The sequence below is a fragment of the Frigoribacterium sp. CFBP9030 genome, assembly GCF_034045195.1.
Taxonomy (GTDB): domain Bacteria; phylum Actinomycetota; class Actinomycetes; order Actinomycetales; family Microbacteriaceae; genus Frigoribacterium.
In genome coordinates this window covers 48,609-68,788 of the sequence record NZ_JAXCWG010000014.1, presented here as the reverse complement: position 1 = coordinate 68,788, position 20,180 = coordinate 48,609, and the positions used below count along the sequence as shown (strand labels likewise).

The 20,180-nt window shown below is 71.7% G+C and carries 17 protein-coding genes and 1 other RNA gene; 6 read left to right on the top strand and 12 right to left on the bottom strand.

Going from position 1 to position 20,180, the window contains the following annotated elements; all coding sequences use genetic code 11:
- On the top strand, nt 1–1,026 hold a 1,026-nt coding region (gene sucB, locus SOM13_RS13450), incomplete at its 5' end, for a 2-oxoglutarate dehydrogenase, E2 component, dihydrolipoamide succinyltransferase (protein ID WP_320480002.1).
- Nucleotides 1,027–1,037: 11 nt separating this feature from the next.
- Here sucB and SOM13_RS13445 read toward each other — a convergent pair.
- The gene (locus SOM13_RS13445; protein ID WP_320480001.1) at nt 1,038–2,375 is read right to left on the bottom strand and encodes a hypothetical protein; all 1,338 of its coding nucleotides are present in this window, start codon (nt 2,373–2,375) and stop codon (nt 1,038–1,040) included.
- Nucleotides 2,376–2,496: 121 nt separating this feature from the next.
- On the opposite strand from SOM13_RS13445, the gene SOM13_RS13440 reads away from it, so the two are divergent.
- The gene (locus tag SOM13_RS13440; RefSeq protein ID WP_192060255.1) at nt 2,497–3,216 is read left to right on the top strand and encodes a DUF4191 domain-containing protein; all 720 of its coding nucleotides are present in this window, start codon (nt 2,497–2,499) and stop codon (nt 3,214–3,216) included.
- A 75-nt stretch (nt 3,217–3,291) separates the two neighbouring features.
- On the opposite strand, the gene SOM13_RS13435 is transcribed toward SOM13_RS13440, so the two are convergent.
- Nucleotides 3,292–3,738, bottom strand: coding sequence for an RDD family protein (locus SOM13_RS13435; RefSeq protein WP_192060254.1), 447 nt, complete (start codon nt 3,736–3,738; stop codon nt 3,292–3,294).
- Between the two features lie 143 nt (nt 3,739–3,881).
- Between SOM13_RS13435 and glnA the strand changes: the two genes are divergently transcribed.
- Nucleotides 3,882–5,306: a type I glutamate--ammonia ligase gene (gene glnA / locus SOM13_RS13430; RefSeq protein ID WP_192060253.1), complete on the top strand. Its 1,425-nt coding sequence runs from the start codon at nt 3,882–3,884 to the stop codon at nt 5,304–5,306.
- A gap of 140 nt (nt 5,307–5,446) precedes the next feature.
- On the opposite strand, the gene SOM13_RS13425 is transcribed toward glnA, so the two are convergent.
- From SOM13_RS13425 to SOM13_RS13410, 4 genes are all read right to left on the bottom strand, one after another.
- Nucleotides 5,447–8,392, bottom strand: a complete 2,946-nt coding sequence (locus tag SOM13_RS13425; RefSeq protein ID WP_320477146.1) for a bifunctional [glutamine synthetase] adenylyltransferase/[glutamine synthetase]-adenylyl-L-tyrosine phosphorylase — start codon at nt 8,390–8,392, stop codon at nt 5,447–5,449.
- An 11-nt stretch (nt 8,393–8,403) separates the two neighbouring features.
- Entirely contained in the window at nt 8,404–9,741 is a 1,338-nt protein-coding gene (locus tag SOM13_RS13420; RefSeq protein ID WP_192060251.1) for a glutamine synthetase family protein, read from the bottom strand.
- A gap of 73 nt (nt 9,742–9,814) precedes the next feature.
- The gene (locus SOM13_RS13415) at nt 9,815–9,985 is read right to left on the bottom strand and encodes an SPOR domain-containing protein (RefSeq protein ID WP_192060250.1); all 171 of its coding nucleotides are present in this window, start codon (nt 9,983–9,985) and stop codon (nt 9,815–9,817) included.
- A gap of 9 nt (nt 9,986–9,994) precedes the next feature.
- Nucleotides 9,995–10,162 (bottom strand): hypothetical protein, encoded by a 168-nt coding sequence (locus SOM13_RS13410; RefSeq protein WP_320477145.1) that lies wholly within the window; start codon nt 10,160–10,162, stop codon nt 9,995–9,997.
- Between the two features lie 78 nt (nt 10,163–10,240).
- Between SOM13_RS13410 and map the strand changes: the two genes are divergently transcribed.
- The gene (gene map / locus SOM13_RS13405; protein ID WP_320480000.1) at nt 10,241–11,104 is read left to right on the top strand and encodes a type I methionyl aminopeptidase; all 864 of its coding nucleotides are present in this window, start codon (nt 10,241–10,243) and stop codon (nt 11,102–11,104) included.
- A 36-nt stretch (nt 11,105–11,140) separates the two neighbouring features.
- The gene (gene ppgK / locus SOM13_RS13400; RefSeq protein ID WP_320479999.1) at nt 11,141–11,902 is read left to right on the top strand and encodes a polyphosphate--glucose phosphotransferase; all 762 of its coding nucleotides are present in this window, start codon (nt 11,141–11,143) and stop codon (nt 11,900–11,902) included.
- A 386-nt stretch (nt 11,903–12,288) separates the two neighbouring features.
- Here ppgK and rnpB read toward each other — a convergent pair.
- The 5 genes from rnpB to SOM13_RS13375 form a co-directional block, all read right to left on the bottom strand.
- Nucleotides 12,289–12,670, bottom strand: an RNA gene (gene rnpB / locus SOM13_RS13395) — RNase P RNA component class A.
- Between the two features lie 47 nt (nt 12,671–12,717).
- Nucleotides 12,718–13,458 (bottom strand): zinc ribbon domain-containing protein, encoded by a 741-nt coding sequence (locus tag SOM13_RS13390; RefSeq protein WP_320479998.1) that lies wholly within the window; start codon nt 13,456–13,458, stop codon nt 12,718–12,720.
- Nucleotides 13,459–13,537: 79 nt separating this feature from the next.
- The gene (locus SOM13_RS13385; protein WP_320479997.1) at nt 13,538–14,353 is read right to left on the bottom strand and encodes a Nif3-like dinuclear metal center hexameric protein; all 816 of its coding nucleotides are present in this window, start codon (nt 14,351–14,353) and stop codon (nt 13,538–13,540) included.
- A 9-nt stretch (nt 14,354–14,362) separates the two neighbouring features.
- Nucleotides 14,363–15,793 (bottom strand): hypothetical protein, encoded by a 1,431-nt coding sequence (locus tag SOM13_RS13380; RefSeq protein ID WP_320479996.1) that lies wholly within the window; start codon nt 15,791–15,793, stop codon nt 14,363–14,365.
- Between the two features lie 110 nt (nt 15,794–15,903).
- Entirely contained in the window at nt 15,904–18,345 is a 2,442-nt protein-coding gene (locus SOM13_RS13375) for an excinuclease ABC subunit UvrA (RefSeq protein WP_320479995.1), read from the bottom strand.
- Nucleotides 18,346–18,426: 81 nt separating this feature from the next.
- Here SOM13_RS13375 and SOM13_RS13370 point away from each other — a divergent pair, with 81 nt between their 5' ends.
- Nucleotides 18,427–19,407 (top strand): hypothetical protein, encoded by a 981-nt coding sequence (locus SOM13_RS13370; RefSeq protein ID WP_320479994.1) that lies wholly within the window; start codon nt 18,427–18,429, stop codon nt 19,405–19,407.
- A 58-nt stretch (nt 19,408–19,465) separates the two neighbouring features.
- On the opposite strand, the gene SOM13_RS13365 is transcribed toward SOM13_RS13370, so the two are convergent.
- Nucleotides 19,466–20,068 carry a GIY-YIG nuclease family protein gene (locus SOM13_RS13365; RefSeq protein WP_320479993.1) on the bottom strand — a complete coding sequence of 201 codons (603 nt, stop codon included), beginning with the start codon at nt 20,066–20,068 and terminating at the stop codon, nt 19,466–19,468.
- Nucleotides 20,069–20,180 lie beyond the last annotated feature (112 nt).

Sequence of the window (20,180 nt, the reverse complement as noted above, 5' to 3'; positions counted from 1 at the left end):
GTCCCCGCCGCAGCGCCGTCGGCTCCCGCCGCGCCGGCCGCAGCCGCGCCGGCCGCTGCTGCTCCCGCTGCCGCGGCACCCGCCGCCGCCCCGTCGTCGGACTCCGGTTCGACCGCGGGCTACGTCACGCCTCTGGTCCGCAAGCTCGCGAACGAGAAGGGCGTCGACCTGTCGTCCCTCTCGGGCAGCGGTGTCGGCGGGCGCATCCGCAAGGAGGACGTCCTCTCAGCCGCTGAGGCCGCGTCCGCGAAGACCGCCGAGTCGAGCACGGCGTCGACGAGCGCAGCGCCGGCGCCCCTCGAGATCTCGCCCCTCCGTGGAACGACCGTCCCGATGACGCGACTCCGCAAGGTCGTCGCCGAGCGCGCCGTGCAGTCGATGCAGGCCATGGCCCAGCTGACCAGCGTCGTCGAGGTCGACGTCACCAAGGTGGCGTCGTTCCGCGACGCGAACAAGGCCGCCTTCCTGGAGAAGACCGGCAACAAGCTGTCCTTCCTGCCGTTCTTCACCCTCGCGGCGGCGGAGGCCCTCCAGGCTCACCCGAAGCTCAACGCGACGGTGGACGGTGACTCGATCGTCTACCCCGACCACGAGAACATCAGCATGGCGGTCGACACCGAACGGGGTCTCCTGACTCCGGTCATCAAGAACGCCGCCGATCTCGACCTGGCCGGCATCGCCGCCCAGATCGCCGATCTCGCGCAGCGGACCCGCGACAACAAGCTGAAGCCCGACGAGCTGGCCGGTGGCACCTTCACCGTGACGAACACGGGTTCGCGGGGCGCGCTGTTCGACACGCCGGTGGTGTTCCTGCCTCAGGTCGCCATCCTCGGTACAGGCATCGTCGTCAAGCGCCCCGTGGTCGTCAAGACCGACGGTGGCGAGGCGATCGCCGTCCGCTCGATGGTGTACCTGGCCCTGTCGTACGACCACCGCATCGTCGACGGTGCCGACGCTGCGCGATTCCTGGTCGCCGTCAAGGACCGCCTCGAGGCCGGCGACTTCACCGCGAAGCTCGGCATCTGATCCGCAGCCCGTCACTGACGGGCGATGATCTCGCGAAGCCGCCAACCGGCCTCGGTCCTCACCACGAGGACCGAGGCCGGTTCGTCGTCCGCGGTGTGAGCTTCGAACAGCACGCTCTCGCCGAGACGCTGGGTCTCCGGGCCCAGGCGGGTCGGCAGGAGCGCCTGGGCGGTGGCGGCGGGGTCGTCGACCAGTGCCGAATCCGACCGGGCGAGGGGTGACCCGTGGTGGTCGACCGCGGCGATGCAGGAGGGGGTGGGGTCTCTCAGGCACTCGACCCGTGCCTCCAGCAGGACGGCCGTCGCGGCTGCTGCGTCGTCACCTCGCAGCACGGCCTCCTCGGCGGAGGGCGTGGCGGTCGGCGACATGCCCGGCGGCGGCCCTCCCGACGCATCCGCCCGCAGCGGGGACGTCGACGGGCGGGGAAGCCCGTCGGCGTCCGTCGCGGCATCCTCCCTCGGAGAGAGGAGGGACGCCCCCACGAGAGACAGGACGAGCACGCCGGCCACGACCCAGAAGCGTGGGCGGACGACTCGGAGTCGATCCCGCAGCGGAGCCCGCGGTCGATCGTGCCACCACGCGAGGGCCCGGTCGATCAGGGCGCTCTCGGGCAGCACGGCCAGCCAGGCGGGTGTCTCGCGGGGCGCCGCCCGCAGGGTCGCCGTCGACTGCTCCCCCACCGCACCGACCGATGGGGTGAGGAACACCGTCGGCAACGGCCGGGGCTCGCCGAGGTCATGAGCCCACTCGAGCAGCTCGTCGGGAGTGGTCGGCGGCACGCCCCGGCACGACTCGTCGTCGAGGCGGTCGACGACCAGCGACCAGAGATCGGCCACCCCGGGGTGGCCGGCGAGAGCCGCGGTCGAGAGCGTGCCGGAGAGGGCATCCGGCGGCGCGGTCGAGACCGCGACGTCGCCGGAGCTCAGACCGATGATGACCGGTGCACCGCGATCGTCGATCCCGATGCAGTGAGGCGGCAGCACCGCGGGGACCACGCCCCGAGCGGCCAGGTGCCCGAGTGCGGAGGCCAGGGGCACGACGAGGGTGACGGCCTCGCCGCGCGCGAGCGCCCCGCGGCCCGCGAGCCAGGCGTCGAGCCGGATCGACGGGACACCCCGGGTCACCACGACCGGTCGACCGTCGAAGTGGAAGACATCGAGCACCTCGACCACATGGGGGTGGTCGGCGCAGCACAGGGCCGCTGCCTCGACGAGGGCCTCACGGGTCGAGGAGGGGGAGGCGCGGAGCAGCACGGGCTCGCCCGACGACCACGTCGAGGTCCACCACCGGAACGGCGGAGGCCCGTCGACGGGCTCGGCCTCGTAGGGCCCGACACGGGTGCTCGACATGACTCGAGAGTCGTGCACGCCGGCACGGGGACGGCGGAGCCGGCGGCCGTCTGGGGACGCGTTCGCGGACGGCGGTCTCGGGGAGGACTCGTGACGGCGGGCGAACCCGTATCCTGTGAGCATGGCACGTAAGTCTCCGGAGAACACGACCCCGAAACCGCCCAAGGAACCGGGCCGTTTCAAGCAGATGTGGCAGGTCTTCCAGATGACCCGCCGGATCGACAAGACGGCGCTGCCGCTGATGCTGGCGGTGCTGATCGTCCCGATCCTGCTCGGTGTGGCCGCGGGCATCCTGCTCTCCGAGGGGAACGTCCTCGCGCTCGTCCTCTACATCGTGGTCGGCGTCATGCTCGGCATCCTGCTGCTGCTGCTCGTGCTCGGTCGTCGTGCGGAGCGCGCGGCCTACTCGCAGATCGAGGGTCAGCCCGGCGCCGTGGGCGCGGTCATGAAGAGCGGCCTCCGCCGCGCCTGGCGTGCCAACGAGATGCCCGTCGCCGTCCAGGGCCGGAGCCAGGCCGCGGTCTACCGCGCGGTCGGCAAGCCGGGAGTCGTGCTGATCGCCGAGGGTGCGGCCGGCCAGACGAAGCGCCTGGTCGACGAGGAGCGCCGCAAGGTCGCCCGGGTCCTCCCCAACGTCCCGATCACGGTCCTCCACGTGGGCCCCGACTCGGACGCCGTGCCGCTGCACAAGCTGGCCGGTCGGATGAACAAGCTGAAGAAGGCCATCAACCGCAACGAGGTCCTGGCGGTGGGCAACCGCCTGCAGTCGCTCGGTCAGAACGGCCTGCCCATCCCCAAGGGCGTCGACCCGTTCAAGGCCCGCGCCGGTCGACCGCGCTGACCCGCGCCTCCTGCGATCACGAAGCCGCCGCCGCTCCCCCTCGGGAACGGCGGCGGCTTCGTCGTGACCGGACGGTCAGACGCGGACGAGCACGGTGCCGGCGATCCGGTCGTGGAGACCGCGCTGGTCGAGGTCGAAGACCACGGCGGGGATCACCAGGGCGACCAGCAGAGTCCGCACGACGGGGCGCCAGAGGCCGAGGTACCCGCCGGCCATCGGCACCACCCGCATCCGCAGGGCGAGATGACCGATCGTGCCGCCGAGCGTGATCAGGAAGACGATCTGCACGAGGACGAAGACGATCGTGATGGCGATGCCCTCGCCCCCGAAGAACGCGAAGGCCACGATGTAGGCGAGAGCCCAGTCGATCGCGATGGCGGCGACGCGGCGCCCGAGTCTCGCGATCGACCGCGGTCCGCTCTCGGGGAGTCCGAGTCGACGACCGGGCCAGGCCTGTTGTCCGCCCGCCGCGCCTCCTGCCCTGTCGGGGCCGCCGGGCGGTGTTCGAGGGGTCTGAGGCATGCCCATGAGCCTACCGATCAGGGCAGCCGTAACATGCCGGAAACATCAGGGACACTGCGGCGAAACGGCCCCTCAATACCCTCGGTACAGGCTGCAGCCGTGGCCGATCCGTTCCAGTCAAGCCCATTGGAGAGACATCTCGTATGTTCACTGATTCTTCCGAGGTGCTGAAGTTCATCAAGGACACCGACGTCAAGTTCCTTGACATCCGCTTCACCGATCTTCCCGGTGTCCAGCAGCACTTCAACATCCCCGCCTCCACGGTCGACGAGGAGTTCTTCTCCGTCGGGCAGCTCTTCGACGGATCGTCCATCCGTGGCTTCGCCTCCATCCACGAGTCGGACATGCAGCTCATCCCCGACGTCACGACCGGATACGTCGACCCGTTCCGTGCCGAGCGCACGCTCATCCTCGTCTTCGACATCTTCAACCCGCGCAACGGCGAGCTCTACAGCCGCGACCCGCGTCAGGTGGCCAAGAAGGCCGAGAAGTACCTCGCGTCGACGGGCATCGCGGACACGGCGTTCTTCGCCCCCGAAGCCGAGTTCTACATCTTCGACGACGTCCGCTACGAGGTGAAGCAGAACGCCAGCTTCTACAGCGTCGACAGCGAAGAGGGCGCCTGGAACACCGGTCGCGTCGAAGAAGGCGGCAACCTCGCCAACAAGACGGCCTACAAGGGCGGGTACTTCCCGGTCAGCCCGGTCGACAAGACCGCCGACCTCCGCGACGACATCAGCCTGCGGCTGATCGACGCCGGCCTCGAGCTCGAGCGCGCGCACCACGAGGTGGGCACCGGCGGTCAGCAGGAGATCAACTACAAGTTCGACACGATGGTCCACGCGGCCGACGACATCCTGAAGTTCAAGTACATCGTCAAGAACACCGCCGAGATGTGGGGCAAGGTCGCGACCTTCATGCCCAAGCCCCTCTTCGGCGACAATGGCTCGGGCATGCACACGCACCAGTCGCTGTGGAGCGACGGCAAGCCCCTGTTCTACGACGAGAACGGCTACGGCGGCCTCTCCGACCTCGCCCGCTGGTACATCGGCGGCCTGCTCAAGCACGCCCCCGCCGTCCTGGCCTTCACGAACCCGTCGATCAACTCGTACCACCGTCTGATCCCCGGCTTCGAGGCCCCCGTCAACCTCGTGTACTCGGCGGGCAACCGCTCGGCCGCGATCCGCATCCCGATCACCGGCACGAATCCGAAGGCCAAGCGCATCGAGTTCCGCGTCCCCGACGCCGCCTCGAACCCGTACCTCGCGTTCGCGGCTCAGCTGATGGCCGGCCTCGACGGCATCCAGAACCGCATCGAGCCGCACGAGCCGGTCGACAAGGACCTCTACGAGCTGCCCCCCGAGGAGGCGAAGGGCATCCCCCAGGTGCCCGCGTCGCTCGACGGTGCGCTCGACGCGCTCGAGGCCGACCACGAGTTCCTCACCAAGGGCAACGTCTTCACGGAAGACCTCATCGAGACCTGGATCGCCTACAAGCGCGAGAAGGAGATCCTGCCCATGGCGCAGCGTCCCCACCCGTTCGAGTTCGAGCTGTACTTCGGCGTCTGACCTCCGAGCACCGCACGAGGCCCGCTCACCTTCTCGGGGTGCGGGCCTCCTGCCGTTCAGGGCCGGTCGGAGGACGGCGCACTCGAGCGGGCTCGGGCGGGCTCGCGCAGGGCCGAGCGGGGCAGACAGCCGAGCGGGACTCAGCCGGTGGGCTCGGGGGTCTCGTCGAGACCGTAGAAGCCGCGTTCGAAGACGGCCCGCGACCGCCTGGTCGCCGCCAGGTAGTCCTCTTCGAGCCGGGTCGCGGAGCCCGGCGGGTACTCCATGAGCCGGGCGACCCCCTCGAGGAGGCGCCGGTCGGTCGGCAGGACGTCGGACGTCCGTGACGTCCACAGCACGACGGCGGAGCGAGCCCGGGAGGCGATGGTCCAGGCGTCCCGCAGCTTCTGAGCGTCGTCGCTCGACAGCAGACCCGCCTCGGCGGCCGCTGCCAGCGCCTCCAGCGTCGACGGCGTCCGCAGACCCGGGGTGTCGTGCGCATGCTGCAGCTGGAGGAGCTGCACGTACCACTCGACGTCGCTGAGCGATCCGCGCCCGAGCTTGAGGTGACGGGACGGCTCGGCGCCCTTCGGGAGCCGCTCCGCCTCGACACGGGCCTTGATGCGCTTGACCTCGCGCACCTCCTGGTCGGATATGGCCTCCGGGTACCGGACACCGTCGGCGACGGCCATGAACTCGGCCGCCAGACCCTCGTCGCCGGCGACCGGGCGCGCACGCAGCAGCGACTGGGCCTCCCAGGTGAGCGACCAGCGCGCGTAGTAGGCGCGATACGACGACAACGAGCGCGCGACGGTGCCGTTCTTGCCCTCGGGGCGGAGCCCGGTGTCGAGGTCGAGCGGGACGAGGGCGTCGGAGGTCAGACGGTTCAGCTCGGCGACCACGGCCAGGGCACGCCGGTGCGCGGTGCCGTCGTCTCCCTCGGCCCGGTAGACGTAGAGGACATCGGCGTCCGAGCCGAAGCCCAGCTCTTCACCGCCGTAGCGACCCATCGCGATGACGGCGAACTCGAGGTCGCCGGCGTCGCGGCGAGCGAGGGCGAGCGTGCCCGAGATGGCGGCCGTCGTCACCGCCGAGAGTCCGCGAGCGAGCTCGTCGATGCTCAGCAGGCCGAGGATGCCGCCCATGGCGAGACGGAGGATCTCGCGCCGACGGGACTGCCGCAGCACGGCCGCCGCGGCGTCGACGGAGGAGTGCCGGGCGACGGTCGCCCGCGCCTCGTCGAGCAGGCTGGCGAGGGGTCGGGGCCGCAGCTCGTGGTCGTTCTCGAACCAGGCCGCCGCCTCGGGGATCCGGTCGAGCAGATCGGCGACGAAGCGGGAGCTCGAGAGCACGGTGGTGAGCCGGTGGGCCGCGCCGGAGGAGTCGCGGAGCATGCGGAGGAACCAGTACGACTCGCCCAGGCCGTCGCTCAACCGCCGGAAGGCCAGCAGACCGAGGTCGGGGTCGGTGCCGTCGGCGAACCACTGCAGCATCGCCGGCAGCAGGTGGCGCTGGATGCTCGCCCGTCGCGACACCCCCGCGGTCAGCGCGGCGATGTGTCCGAGCGCACCCCGGGGGTCGACGAAGCCGATCACCGCGAGCCGCGCCGCCGCCTGGTCGCTGCTGAGCGCGAGCTCCTCTTCGGGACGCGCCGCGACGGCCGAGAGCAGCGGCCGGTAGAAGAGCCGCTCGTGCAGGGTGCGGACGCGACGACGCACGTCGTGCCAGGTCGTCACCAGCTCGGCCGCCGTGGCGCCCAGCCTCGACGAGCGGGCGAGCACGCGCAGCGCCCCCTCGTCGACCGGCATGAGGTGGGTGCGCCGCAGCCGGGACAGCTGGATGCGGTGCTCGAGGAGGCGCAGGAGGCGGTAGTCGCGGTCGAACTCGGCGGCCTCGGCGCGACCGACGTATCCTCGACGGGCCAGCGCCCCGAGCGCGTCGAGAGTCGCGCGCTGACGCACCCCGTCGTCGGCCTGACCGTGCACGAGCTGGAGGAGCTGGATGGTGAACTCGATGTCGCGGAGACCCCCGGGGCCCAGCTTCAGCTGCCGGTCGACCTCGTCGGCGGGGATCAGGTCGGTCACGCGCTCGCGCATCCGCTGCACCGACTCGACGAAGTTCTCCCGCGACGCGGCGGCCCAGACGAAGGGCGCGACGCGTTCGACGTACCGGTCGCCCAGCTCGGTGTCGCCGGCGAGGGGCCGGGCCTTGAGCAGCGCCTGGAACTCCCACCCCTTCGCCCACCGCTCGTAGTAGGCGACGTGCGACTCGAGGGTGCGGACCAGCGCCCCGGCCTGGCCCTCCGGTCGGAGGTTCGCGTCGACCTCCCAGAGCTCGGTCTCGAGGGACAGCTCGGAGACGACACGGACGGTGTGCACGGCCAGGCGGGTGGCGATCTCGACCGCGCGGCCGTTCTCGAGGCCGTCGGCGCCTTCGGCCACGTAGACGACGTCCACGTCGCTCAGGTAGTTGAGCTCGCGCGCCCCCGCCTTGCCCATCCCGATGATGGCCAGTCGGGTGCGGTCGACGTCCTCCGCGGGGAACGCCACCTCGCGACGGGCGACGGCGAGACCCGCGTCGAGCGCCGCACCCGCGAGATCGGCGAGGGCGGTGGCGACGACCGGCAGGACCGCCAGCGGGTCGGGCGAGTCGAGGTCGAACGACGCGAGTCGCAGCAGGTGCCGCCGATAGCGGACCCTGAGGGCCACACGCGCCTCGTCGCCGACCCGCTCGCCGACGGACTCGAGCAGGTCGGCGGTGTACTCGCCCACCGACGGCGGCTGCACGAGCGGATCGCGGAGCGCCTCGAGCTCGGCGGGGCGACGCACGACGAAGTCGCCGAGCCCCGAGGAGGCGCCCAGCACGACGACGAGACGGGGCCCGTAGCCGTCGGTCAGCAGCGACTCGACCGCCGACCTGTCACGGTCGACCAGACGTTCGAGCTGCAGCAGGGCGGAGTCGGGGTCGGCGCTGCTCGCGAAGGCGGGCAGCAGCTCGGCCACCGCGGGGACCCGCGACGAGAGCTCGGCGAGGCGGTCACGCGCCTCGCCGAGCTCGGCGAAGCCCAGTCGGGCCAGCTCGGAGAGAGCTGCGGCGGGACGGGGCATCTGTCGTGGGCTCAGAGGATCTCGAGGTTCGAGCTGAGCTCGAACGGCGTCACCTGTGCCCGGTAGGCCTTCCACTCCTGACGCTTGTTGAGCAGGACGTAGTTGAAGACCTGCTCGCCCAGGGTCTCGGCGACGAGCTCGCTGTCCTCCATGATCGACAGCGCGTGGTCGAGGCTGGCGGGGAGCTGCTTGTAGCCGAGGGCGCGACGCTCGGCGTCGCTCATGCCCCAGACGTTGTCCTCCGCCTCGGCGGGCAGCTCGTAGCCCTCTTCGATGCCCTTGAGACCGGCGGCCAGCATGAGCGAGAAGGCGAGGTACGGATTCGCCGCCGAGTCGATCGCACGGTACTCGACCCGGCTCGAGTTGCCCTTGTTGGGCTTGTAGAGCGGGACGCGCACCAGAGCGGAGCGATTGTTGTGCCCCCAGGTGACGAAGCTCGGGGCCTCGTCGCCACCCCAGAGACGCTTGTAGCTGTTGACGAACTGGTTCGTCACGGCCGTGATCTCGGGAGCGTGCTTGAGCAGACCGGCGATGAACTGACGCCCGATGGTCGAGAGCTGGTACTCGGCACCCGCCTCGTAGAAGGCGTTCGAGTCGCCCTCGAAGAGCGACATGTGGGTGTGCATTCCCGAACCGGGGTGCTGGCTGAAGGGCTTCGGCATGAACGTCGCGTAGACGCCCTGCTCGATGGCGACCTCTTTGATGACCGTGCGGAAGGTCATGATGTTGTCCGCCGTCGTCAGGGCGTCGGCGTAACGGAGGTCGATCTCGTTCTGACCGGGGCCCGCCTCGTGGTGGCTGAACTCGACCGAGATGCCGAGGTCTTCGAGCATGCGGACCGAGCGACGCCTGAAGTCGTGCGCCGTGCCCCCGGGGACGTTGTCGAAGTAACCGGCCGAGTCGACGGGCTGCGGCCCCTGCTCGCCGATCTGGGCGCTCTTCAGGAGGTAGAACTCGACCTCGGGGTGCGTGTAGAACGTGAAGCCGCGGTCTCCTGCGCGGGCCAGCGTGCGCTTCAGGACGTTGCGGGGGTCGGCGACGGCGGGCTGGCCGTCGGGTGTCGTGATGTCGCAGAACATCCGCGCCGTGGGGTCGATCTCGCCCCGCCAGGGCAGGATCTGGAACGTGGTCGGATCGGGCTGCGCGAGCACGTCGGCCTCGTACGACCGGGTGAGACCCTCGATGGCGGAGCCGTCGAACCCGATGCCCTCGGCGAATGCGCCCTCGACCTCGGCCGGGGCGATGGCCACCGACTTGAGGGTGCCGATCACGTCGGTGAACCAGAGGCGGATGAACTTGATGCCGCGCTCTTCGATCGTTCGAAGAACGAAGTCTCTCTGCTTGTCCATTCACGGCCTTTCTGCTCGGCGTCCAGGCTACTGGACGAGCCGGGTGTCGCGAGGGGCGCCGGGCCGACGGCGATCAGTCGTCTGCGGCCTCTTCGGCGTCGAGTCGGGCGTTGCGGGCCTTGATGGTCTCGATCGCCTTCGCCGCCTCCTCGCGGGTGGCGTAGGGGCCGGCGCGGTCGATCGCGGGCGAGACCTTGCCCTCTTCGACCTCGTGCGTCTTCGTGTTGAACCAGAACTCTGACATGCGTGGAGGCTACCGCCCGCCGACCGACCGCGGTCGGACCTGCGGCCGCGGCCCGGCCGCCGTACCCGCGCGTCGGGCGAGGAGCGCCGAGACGACCGGCGACAGCAGCATCACGAGGATGCCGGCGATGATGACGAGTGAGCCCACGACCATGAGGGCGATGACGATGGCGACCATGCCGTCGATTCTCGCGTGTCGGGCGCGGGACGGCAAGGAGGCGCCCCGTCGTCGGACACTCCCCCTAAGCTTGACCCCATGCCCCGGGACAGCAACGGAACCCTGACTCCGGGCCGGCTCTCAGCGCAGCGTCCGGTCCCCGCGTCCATCCCCCGCCCCGAGTACGTGGGCAAGAAGGGGCCGGCCCCCTACACGGGCGGCGACGTCTACGACGCCGAGACGGTCGAGCTGATCCGTGCGAGCGGTCGCATCGCGTCGCAGGCCATCGACGCCGTCGAGGCGGCCCTCCGCCCCGGCGTCACCACCGACGAGCTCGACCGCATCGCGCACGAGTTCGTCGTCTCGCACGACGCCTACCCGTCGACGCTCGGCTATCGGGGGTTCCCCAAGTCGGTCTGCACCTCGGTGAACGAGGTCGTCTGCCACGGCATCCCCGACGACACCGAGCTGGTCGAGGGCGATCTGATCAACATCGACATCACCGCCTTCGCGAACGGGGTGCACGGCGATCTCAACCGCACGTTCATCGTCGGCGAGGGCGCACCCGAGACGGTCGACCTCGTCGAGCGCACCCGCGAGGCCCTCCGCCGGGGCATCAAGGCGGTGGCCCCCGGCCGCGAGGTCAATGTGATCGGCCGCGCCATCGAGTCGTACGCCAAACGCTTCGGCTACGGCGTCGTCCGCGACTACACGGGGCACGGCGTCGGGCGGGCGTTCCACTCGGGCCTGATCATCCCCCACTACGACGCACCTCAGTACGACGACGTCATGGAGGTCGGCATGGTCTTCACGATCGAGCCGATGCTCACCCTCGGCGGCATCGAGGCCGACGTCTGGTCGGACGACTGGACGGTCACCACGCGCGACAAGAGCCTCACGGCCCAGTTCGAGCACACCCTGGTCGTCACCGAACGCGGTGCCGACATCCTCACCCTGAGCTGACGCTCACCTCTCGACCCCTCTAGGAAGGACCCACCCGTGGCACAGAAGGCAGTGGGCATCGACATCGGCGGCACCGGCATCAAGGGGGCGATCGTCGATCTCGAGTCGGGAGAGCTGCTCACCGACCGGATCAAGAAGCCGACCCCCGAGGGCGGCGAGCCCGACGACATCGTCGCGGTCGTCAAGCAGATCGTCGACGAGCTCGGGGTCGACGACGACTCGATGCCCGTCGGCGTGTGCTTCCCCGCCGCGATCATGGACGGCACCACCCTCTCGGCCGCGAACGTGTCGAAGAAGTGGATCGGCTTCGAGGCCGAGAAGCTCTTCGAGGAGACCCTCGGCCGCGACATCCACTTCGTGAACGACGCCGACGCCGCCGGCTACGCCGAGACGCGCTTCGGTGCGGCCCGCGGAATCAAGGGTCTGGTCATCATGACGACCCTCGGCACCGGCATCGGCACGGCGCTCATCAACGACGGCGTCCTGATCGTCAACGCCGAGCTCGGGCACCTCGAGATCGGCGGCAAGGACTACGAGACGAAGGCCTCGTTCGCCGCCAAGGAGCGCGACGACCTCACCTGGAAGCACTGGGCGAAGCGTCTGCAGAAGTACTACTCGCACCTCGAGGCGCTGCTCTACCCGCGCCTGATCATCGTCGGCGGCGGAGTCTCGAAGCACCACGCCGAGTTCCTGCCGCTGCTCGACCTCCGCGCCGAGATCGTGCCGGCGACGCTCCGCAACAACGCGGGCATCATGGGCGCCGCGGCCCTCGCGGCGTCGTCCGACCCCGCGGCCTGAGCCCGCCCGCCTCTCGCGACCCGCGCCTCCCGGGGTCGCGCCTCCTGACCCGCGCCTCGCGGTGTCGCGCCTCCCGCCAGGTGCCTCCCGACCCGGCGCCTCCCGACCGCCCTCCCCGGGCGTGCAATTCGCGACCAGGGGAGGTCGACACGCCGCTCGCGTTCGCGTGCAGACGGCGTGTCGCGGGCCTCAGGTCGGGTTCGGCACGCGGAGCACCGGCTGAGCGGTCGGGTTCGGCACACGGAGCACCGGCTGAGCGGTCGGGTTCGGCACACATCGGGTCGCGGCCAGCACCGACCGTCAGGGGCGGTGCGGGCAGCCGACCGGACGTGACGATGCCCTGCTGCAGGAGGCGCGCCTCCTGAAGCAGGGCATGTCACGTGGTGCGAATGGGCCGGCTGCTACGCCGGGTTCTGTCTCGATGCTCTCGCACCGTGGACGGCCATCTCTCTCGGAACTACGTTGCCGCAGCTCTCCAGCGGTCTACCCGAGGACTCGGCGAGCAACCTCGACGCCCTCTGTCTGACCTTGCTCCGGGCGAGGTTTACCTAGCCGGTCGGTCACCCGAACCGCTGGTGGTCTCTTACACCACCGTTTCACCCTTACCCCGGTCGCGCCTCGCGGCGACGACCGTGGCGGTCTGCTCTCTGTTGCACTGTCTCGCGGGTCACCCCGGGTGGGTGTTACCCACCGCCCTGCTCTGTGGAGCCCGGACGTTCCTCGGCGGCACGGGCGGACCCGTGCCGACGCGACCGTCTTGCCGACCCATTCGCGCACCCAGCCTAGCGGCGACCGCGGCCGTCGTGGCCCTCGGGTCAGATGCCGGACTCCTGAGTGCGGACCAGCACGGCGTCGCTGTCGGGGCAGAGCAGCACGTCGTAGGCCGAGGCGGCGCGCACGGCGGCGAGATCGCTGCCGGTGAGGGTGACCCCGCTGGCGCTCGACACGCCACCGCGCAGCAGAGACGCCCCCACGCCGTAGCGCTCGCGCTGGCGCTCGTAGAGGGCCAGGAGGTCGGCGGGCACCCGGGCCGCGATGGTCTCGCGGTCGGCAGCCACCTGCACGCGCTCGCGCTCGAGACCGGCCAGCGACTCGTCGCGCGACGTGGTCGCCTCGTCGCGCCGACCGTCGATCTGGTCGAGCTCGCCCTGGGTCAGTCGGGCGACGGCGCCGAGGCTCTCGACGCGCTCCATGACGTCCATCTGCAGATCTTCGAGGTCGGAGGTCCGCTTCGAGAGCGCCGCCAGCTCGCCCTCGAGCGCCTGCACGTCTTTGACCGACGACGTCGACGCGAGACGCTGCTGGTCACGCGCGACCCGCGCCTGCACCACGGCGACGTCGGACTCGATGCGCTTCAGCTCGACCTCGGCGTCTTCGAGGGCGCCCTGCTCGGAGGCGAGACGGCTGCGCAGTCGTGAGGCGTCGCCGTCGATCGTGGCGAGGACGGCGGTCTCGGGCAGGTTGCGGGCCCGGTGGGCGAGCTGCTGCAGGGTCGTGTCGAGCTTCTGGAGATCGAGCAGCAGGGCCTGGTCGTCGGGGCTGGCGGTCAACGGCATGCGTGGCCTTCTTCGTGTCGGTGCAGATGGTCTGGGATGGAGGTGCCGAGGAGGCGCGGTGCCGGCGGGCGGGTCGGCGTCACTGGACGACGGCGAAGTCCCACGGGTCGGTCCGCAGATCGCTCAGCGTGACCTCGACGTCGTCGAGGGCCTCGCGGAGCTGGGCAGCGGCCGTGTCGAGCCACAGCCATTCGGCCGCCCAGTGCGAGATGTCGACCAGGGCCGGGCCGCGACCGAGGAGCATGAGCTCGCGGGCGTCGGAGGCGGGGTGGTGACGCAGGTCGCTGGTGATGAAGACGTCGGCCGCGCGGACTGACGGGTCGTCGAGCAGCGAATCGCCCGCACCGGCGCAGAGCGCGACGGTCTGGACGAGATGCTCGGCGTGACCGGCGACCCGGATGCCGGAGGCGGTCGGCGGCAGCACATCGCGGAGTCGCGTCGCGAGGGCCACCAGCGGGATCGGCTCGGACAGCCGGCCGACGATGCCGAGCCCGGTCGTCTCGCTGCCGCCCGCCGTGATCGGCCGCTGGTCGACGAGGCCGATCTGGTGGGCGAGCACCCTCGAGGTGCCGGTCTCGACCACGTCGGCGTTCGTGTGGGCTGCGACCAGAGCGCAGCCGGCTCGGATCAGCCGAGCGATCACCGCACCCTTCGTCGTGTCTTCGGACACCGTGCGTGCGCCTCGGAAGAGCAGCGGGTGGTGGACGAGCAGGAGATCCGCGCCCAGGGCGATCGCCTCGTCGGCGGTGTCGAGCACGGCGTCGACTGCCAGGTGGATGTGCGTCACCGGCCGCTCGGGATCGCCGACGACGAGACCCGGGGAGTCCCACGACTCGGCCCCGCTGAGGGGCCAGAGTCGTTCGATGACGGCGGAGACGGACGCGAGGGTGGACACCCCGTCAGCCTAGTCGCGAGCGGAGCGGCGGACCCCGGTGAGCAGGACGGCGACGACGAGCGCCGACACCGCGGCGACGAGCAGCGCCAGCACCACGGCGACCCCGGCGGCGGGACCGGATGCGCCGACGCCGGAGACGAGGTAACCCTGCCAGCCGAGCGCGGCGGCGGCGGGCGACAGGATGCCGAAGCCGAGCGCAGCGGCGATCACGACGGACGCGACGACGGCGATGGGGCCGCGGCGGTCGACGAGCCCGGCGTCGCCGGCGCGGCGCGAGACCGCGACGACGCCGACGAAGGCTGCGAGGGCGCCGATCAGCGGGACGGCCAGGGTGGCGACGACGGCCGTGCCGAGCGACTCCCCCGCGACCAGAGCGAGCACGAGGGTGAGCGCGACCACGACGACGACGGCACCGGCCGAGATCGTCAGCACGGGGTTGGCCCGGGTGATCGACGCACGGAGGGTCGCCAGACGGCCCTCGCCCGCGGCGGACGGGGCGACGGCGGGGGTGTCGGAGGCGGGGGCTGCATCGGAGGTGGAGGCGACGGCACCGGTGGAGGCGACGGCACCGGTCGAGGCGCCGTCGGAGGTGGAGGCGACGGGCGACGACGGCACGACGGCCGGAGCGGAGCCGGTCGAGGTGGTGGCAGCGGCAGCGGCCGCCGTCTCCCCCGTCGACCCGGCGGCCAGCCGCTCGCGCTCGGCGATGCGGGCGGTCTCCTGGCGGGCGGCCAGATCGGCCGCGACCTCCTCCGGGGTGACGATCGGGATCAGATTGGTGTCGCTGTCGTCGAGATCGGGGGCGACCGGTGCGGCGGCACCCGGCGCACCTGCAGCACCCGCGCCTCCTCCGATGACGTCGATGACGCCGGTGAAACGCAGACGGGTGCGCTCGAGCACGAGTGCCGCCTCGTCCGTCCCGACTCGGCTGATCTCGTTCTCCCAGCGGGCGAAACGGGCTGCCTCGGCACGTCGAGCGAGCATCTGGGCCTGGACGACGGCCATCAGGTCGACGGTGGCGGTGTCGTCGAACCGCCTGGTGACCAGTCGGGCGAGCACGTCGTCGTCGAGCGTCACACGCTCGGGCGGCTGGGGCAGGTCGGGGCCGACGGGCACGGCGAAGACCGGGATGGTGATCGCCGAGGTGGCGACCGAGTGCCGGGGCGCGCTGGCCGGACGGGAGTCGGCCACGTCGTTCTCGACGACGGTCGGCGCGGGCACGTCGGCACGGTGGGTGGGGATCGAGGCGGGGCGCGGGGCGATGCTCTCGCGCGCCTCCGGGAGGACTGTCTGGGACACGGGGTGGAGCTCCTGCGGGGTCGGCGTCGTGAACGGCGCCGGGGTGGGGGTGGGCTCGACGAACGACGAGCGGAACCGATGCGGATCGCCCTCGGGAGGCGCGTCGGCGGCCGTCCACAGCAGGTTCGCATTCTCGGTCATGCGTGGATGGTACGTCCGCGGGAGCGTGATATCCGAGCGGCTCGCCGGGCCGACCGGGACAAAAGCGTTCCGCAGAAGGCGCGGCGCGGCCCCCGCGGGCGACGAGGCGCTCAGCGCCCGGCGATCGCCTCGGCGAGGTAGGGGGCGGTGCGGCTCTTGGACGAGGCGGCGACCTCCTCCGGGGTGCCGACCGCGACGACCCGGCCGCCGGCGTCGCCGCCCGCCGGACCCATGTCGACCACGTGATCGGAGGCCGCCACGACGCCCATGTGATGCTCGACGACCACCACCGTGTTGCCCGCGTCGACCAGCCCCTGCAGCTGCGCCACGAGCAGTTCGACGTCGGCGGGGTGCAGACCCGTGGTCGGCTCGTCGAGCAGATACAGGGTGTGACCCGTGCGGGCGCGCTGCAGCTCGGTCGACAGCTTTATGCGCTGCGCCTCGCCGCCGGAGAGCTCGGTCGCCGGCTGCCCGAGGCGCAGGTAGCCGAGCCCCACCTGCAGCAGGGTCTCGAGGGCTCGGGAGGCGGCCGGCACTTCGCCGAGGAACGCGGCGGCCTCCGTGACGGTCATCGCGAGGACGTCGGCGATGCTGCGACCGTTCCAGGCCACCTCGAGGGTCTCCGCGTTGTACCGGGCGCCGTGGCACTCGGGGCACGGCGCGTAGCTGCCCGGGAGGAAGAGCAGCTCGACCGAGACGGCCCCCTCGCCCTGGCAGACCTCGCACCGGCCGCCCACCACGTTGAACGAGAAGCGCCCCGCCGTGTAGCCGCGGGCCCGCGCCTCGTCGGTCGCCGCGAAGACCGAGCGCACCGCGTCGAACAGCCCGGTGTACGTCGCCAGGTTCGAGCGCGGCGTGCGACCGATCGGACGCTGATCCACCTGCACCACGCGGTCCACGCCCTCGTGGTCGACGGCCGTCTCGGCGAGGACGCCGCCGACCAGCGTCGACTTGCCGGAGCCGGACACGCCGGTCACCGCCGTGAGGACGCCGCGCGGCACGTCGACGTCGACGCCCTGCAGGTTGTGCCGCGACACGCCTCGCAGCGCCAGGACCCCGGTGGGCTCACGCCGCGGGCGCGCCCTGGACGCGGGATCGGGCGCCGGGTCGAGGAACCTCCGCGTCACCGAGCGGTCGACCCCGGCGAGGCCGGCGACCGGGCCGCTGTAGAGCACCGCGCCTCCTTCGCTGCCGGCACCCGGTCCGACGTCGACGACCCAGTCGGCGCGACGGACGATGCTCATGTCGTGCTCGACGACGAAGACCGAGTTGCCGCTCTCACGCAGCTCCTCGAGCACGGCGACCAGCGGTTCGGCGTCGGCCGGATGCAGACCCGCGCTCGGCTCGTCGAGCACGTAGACCACGCCGAAGAGACCGGAGCGGAGCTGCGTGGCGATGCGCAGGCGCTGCATCTCGCCGGGCGAGAGCGTCGGAGTGGCGCGCCCGAGGCTGAGATAGCCGAGCCCCAGACCGTCGAGGACGGCCGTTCGGGCCAGGAGGTCGGCGGCCAGGGTCACGGCGACCTCGGTGACCTCGCCGGAGGACGCGTTCGACACGGCCGCCGTCGCCGACGTCAGGGTCGCGGTCGGGCGCAGCACCTCGCCCAGCTCGGCCAGGGGCAGCGCGTTCAGATCGGCGATCGTGCGACCGGCGAACGTGACGGCGAGGGCCGCGCGCGTGAGACCGCTGCCGCCGCAGAGCGTGCAGGGTCCGCTCTCGACGAAGCGCAGCACCTTGGTCCGCTGGGTCTCGCTCTGCGAGTCGGCGAGGGTGTGCAGCACGAACGCCCGGGCGCTCCAGAACCGGCCCTTGTACGGCTTGGCGACGCGATCGCGCTGCGGGACGACCTCGACGACGGGCTGCTCCTCGGTGTAGAGCAGCCAGTCGCGGTCGGCCTGCGGCAGCTCGCGCCACGGGCGGTCGATGTCGTAGCCGAGCCCGGCCGTGACGTCGCGGAGGTTCTTGCCCTGCCACGCCCCCGGCCAGGCGGTGATGGCTCCGTCGCGGATGCTCAGACCGGGATCGTGCACCGCGGAGGCCTCGGTGACCTCGTGGGCGACGCCCAGCCCGTGGCAGCGCGGGCAGGCCCCCGCGGCCGTGTTGGGCGAGAACGAGTCCGACTCGAGGCGCGCCGCGCCCGCGGGGTAGGTGCCCGCCCGCGAGAACAGCATGCGCATGGAGTTCGAGAGGGTGGTGACGGTGCCGACGGTCGACCTCGAGCTCGGGGCCCCGCGGCGCTGCTGCAGGGCGACGGCCGGGGGCAGACCGGTGATCTCGTCGACGTGGGGCGACCCGCCCTGCGCGATCAGTCGACGCGCATAAGGGGCGACGGACTCGAAGAACCTGCGCTGCGCCTCGGCGTAGATCGTGCCGAACGCGAGCGACGACTTGCCCGAGCCGGAGACGCCCGTGAAGGCCACGATGCTGTCGCGCGGCACGTCGACGTCGACCGCCCGCAGGTTGTTCTCGCGGGCGCCGCGGACCCTGACGAAGCCCCGCGCGTGCACGTCGATCTCGGAGCGGGGCAGGTCGGGAGGCGCGGTGTAGGGCATCCGGTCGATGGTAGAGGTGCACGGCGGCGGGGGGCCACCGGCGTGGCCTCGGATGTCGGTGGTCGCTTCTAGCGTGGCAGCGTGCCTGAGCCGATCGACAGCTGGTGGGCGCGACGGCGGACGTCGCGCGGGCTCGCCGTGCCCTACGCGGTGGGGGCGTACCGCGAGGCGTGGGCGTCGTTCCCGGTGCTCGTGCGGCAGTACCGACCCGAGCACAACGACGGCATCGTGCTCAGTCAGATCCCGCCCGCCGCCGACGTGTACCTCTGCTGGCTGTGCGACGCCGGGCACCTGTTCGTGGCCACTCCCGACGAGCAGCGGAACCGACCGGGGCGCGAACGGCGCCGCTCGTCGTGGTGCCCCGACTGCAGCGAGCAGGCGAAGCCGCGGGCGCTGCCGATGCGACCGCCGATGGCACCGGCAGCCGTCGTACGGGAGCAGGCGGCGAGCCTGGGAGGCGCGGCGCAGGTGGTCGGATCGCCTCGCGTCGCGCAGACGGCGGGGCCGCCGCCGGCCGAGCTCGCGCCCGTGCGCGCCGATTCGCCTGTGCGCCCGACCGCGGTTCGACGGGCGAAGCCGACCCGTGCCTCCCAGCCGGTCTGCGACAGGACCCCCGCCGTGCCGACCGGCACCCCGTTCGTCAGCGTCTGCGCGCCGAGACCGGCCTCGGCGGTGGAGGCCGAGCTGCGGGCCGAGCTGACCGCCCGACTCGAGTTCGAACCCGGCCTGAACGCCGTGCGGGTCGGTCGGCCGTTCTTCGACCACGTCGAGGTGTGGCCCGACATCGTCCTCTCCGAGCTGCGGGTCGCGATCGAGTACGACTCCACCGGCCGGCACGGACTCGAGCACGTCGGCCGGCGCGAGGTCGCCGACCGCCGCAAGGACGCGGCGCTGCGGGCAGCGGGCTGGCAGGTCGTCCGGCTGCGGACGGGCAGGTTGCCGATGCTCGGCCCCCACGATCTGCAGCTGTCGGGGTTCACCCGCCAGACGGTGCCGAGACTGCTCGACGAGCTGCGGGTCATCCGCGGGTCGCTGTTCGTCGACGCCTACCTGAGGGGGTGACTCCTGCGCGTCTCAGCCCTGCGCGTCTCAGCCCTGCAGCGTCTCAGCCCTGCGCGTCTCAGCCCTGCAGCGCGAGCGCCTCGCTCGTCCAGCGGGCGTGTCGACTCCACGGGTCGTCCGTGCCGGCGGTGAGGGTCGCCACGTGCACATCGAGCATCTCGTTGACGGCGAACCACTCGGTGCGTCCGAACCGCCAGGCCCCGAACTGCTCGTGGCGACGCTGCTCGACACCCCGGTCGCCGCGCTCGAACGCGAGGACCTCGTGATGCCAGAGGCGCCCGAGACGCTGCCGGGGGTTGGCCGTCGTGCCGATCTTGATCCGGTCGTCGAAGCGGATGTAGTAGACGACGTCGACCCGAGGAGGCGCGAGGTCATGGTCGGGCACGTCACCCTGCCGCCACTCGCACACGGCGCAGAGCCACCCCGACGGCCAGTGCACGCCGAGCCGCGACCCGCAGGCCGCGCAGGGCGAGGGCAGGAGGTCGGTCGCGCCGTCGACGACGGCGGCGCGGGCAGCCGCCCACTCGGTCGCGACGACCAGATGGCATTCACAGAGGGCGACGGGGCTGCCGGCGACCACGGGGTGATCGCAGGGTGCTTCGGCGGGTCGACCCGCGCCTCCTCGGCAGGTGTCGACGGGTCCGAGCTCGGAGGTGTCCATGTCGGCACGGTAGGCGGGGCCACCGACAGTCGGCCGCCGGGGCCGTGCGTCGATCGCGGTCTCGGCCGAGCTGCCGGTCGAGCTCGCGGTCGAGCGGTCAGTCGAGCTCCCG

Coding starts and splice junctions, on each gene's coding strand:
- SOM13_RS13445 (WP_320480001.1), bottom strand. CDS start 2,375: ATGTCGAGCACCCGTGTCGGGCCCTACGAGGCCGAGCCCGTCGACGGG.
- SOM13_RS13440 (WP_192060255.1), top strand. CDS start 2,497: ATGGCACGTAAGTCTCCGGAGAACACGACCCCGAAACCGCCCAAGGAA.
- SOM13_RS13435 (WP_192060254.1), bottom strand. CDS start 3,738: ATGCCTCAGACCCCTCGAACACCGCCCGGCGGCCCCGACAGGGCAGGA.
- glnA (WP_192060253.1), top strand. CDS start 3,882: ATGTTCACTGATTCTTCCGAGGTGCTGAAGTTCATCAAGGACACCGAC.
- SOM13_RS13425 (WP_320477146.1), bottom strand. CDS start 8,392: ATGCCCCGTCCCGCCGCAGCTCTCTCCGAGCTGGCCCGACTGGGCTTC.
- SOM13_RS13420 (WP_192060251.1), bottom strand. CDS start 9,741: ATGGACAAGCAGAGAGACTTCGTTCTTCGAACGATCGAAGAGCGCGGC.
- SOM13_RS13415 (WP_192060250.1), bottom strand. CDS start 9,985: ATGTCAGAGTTCTGGTTCAACACGAAGACGCACGAGGTCGAAGAGGGC.
- SOM13_RS13410 (WP_320477145.1), bottom strand. CDS start 10,162: ATGGTCGCCATCGTCATCGCCCTCATGGTCGTGGGCTCACTCGTCATC.
- map (WP_320480000.1), top strand. CDS start 10,241: ATGCCCCGGGACAGCAACGGAACCCTGACTCCGGGCCGGCTCTCAGCG.
- SOM13_RS13390 (WP_320479998.1), bottom strand. CDS start 13,458: ATGCCGTTGACCGCCAGCCCCGACGACCAGGCCCTGCTGCTCGATCTC.
- SOM13_RS13380 (WP_320479996.1), bottom strand. CDS start 15,793: ATGACCGAGAATGCGAACCTGCTGTGGACGGCCGCCGACGCGCCTCCC.
- SOM13_RS13375 (WP_320479995.1), bottom strand. CDS start 18,345: ATGCCCTACACCGCGCCTCCCGACCTGCCCCGCTCCGAGATCGACGTG.
- SOM13_RS13365 (WP_320479993.1), bottom strand. CDS start 20,068: ATGGACACCTCCGAGCTCGGACCCGTCGACACCTGCCGAGGAGGCGCG.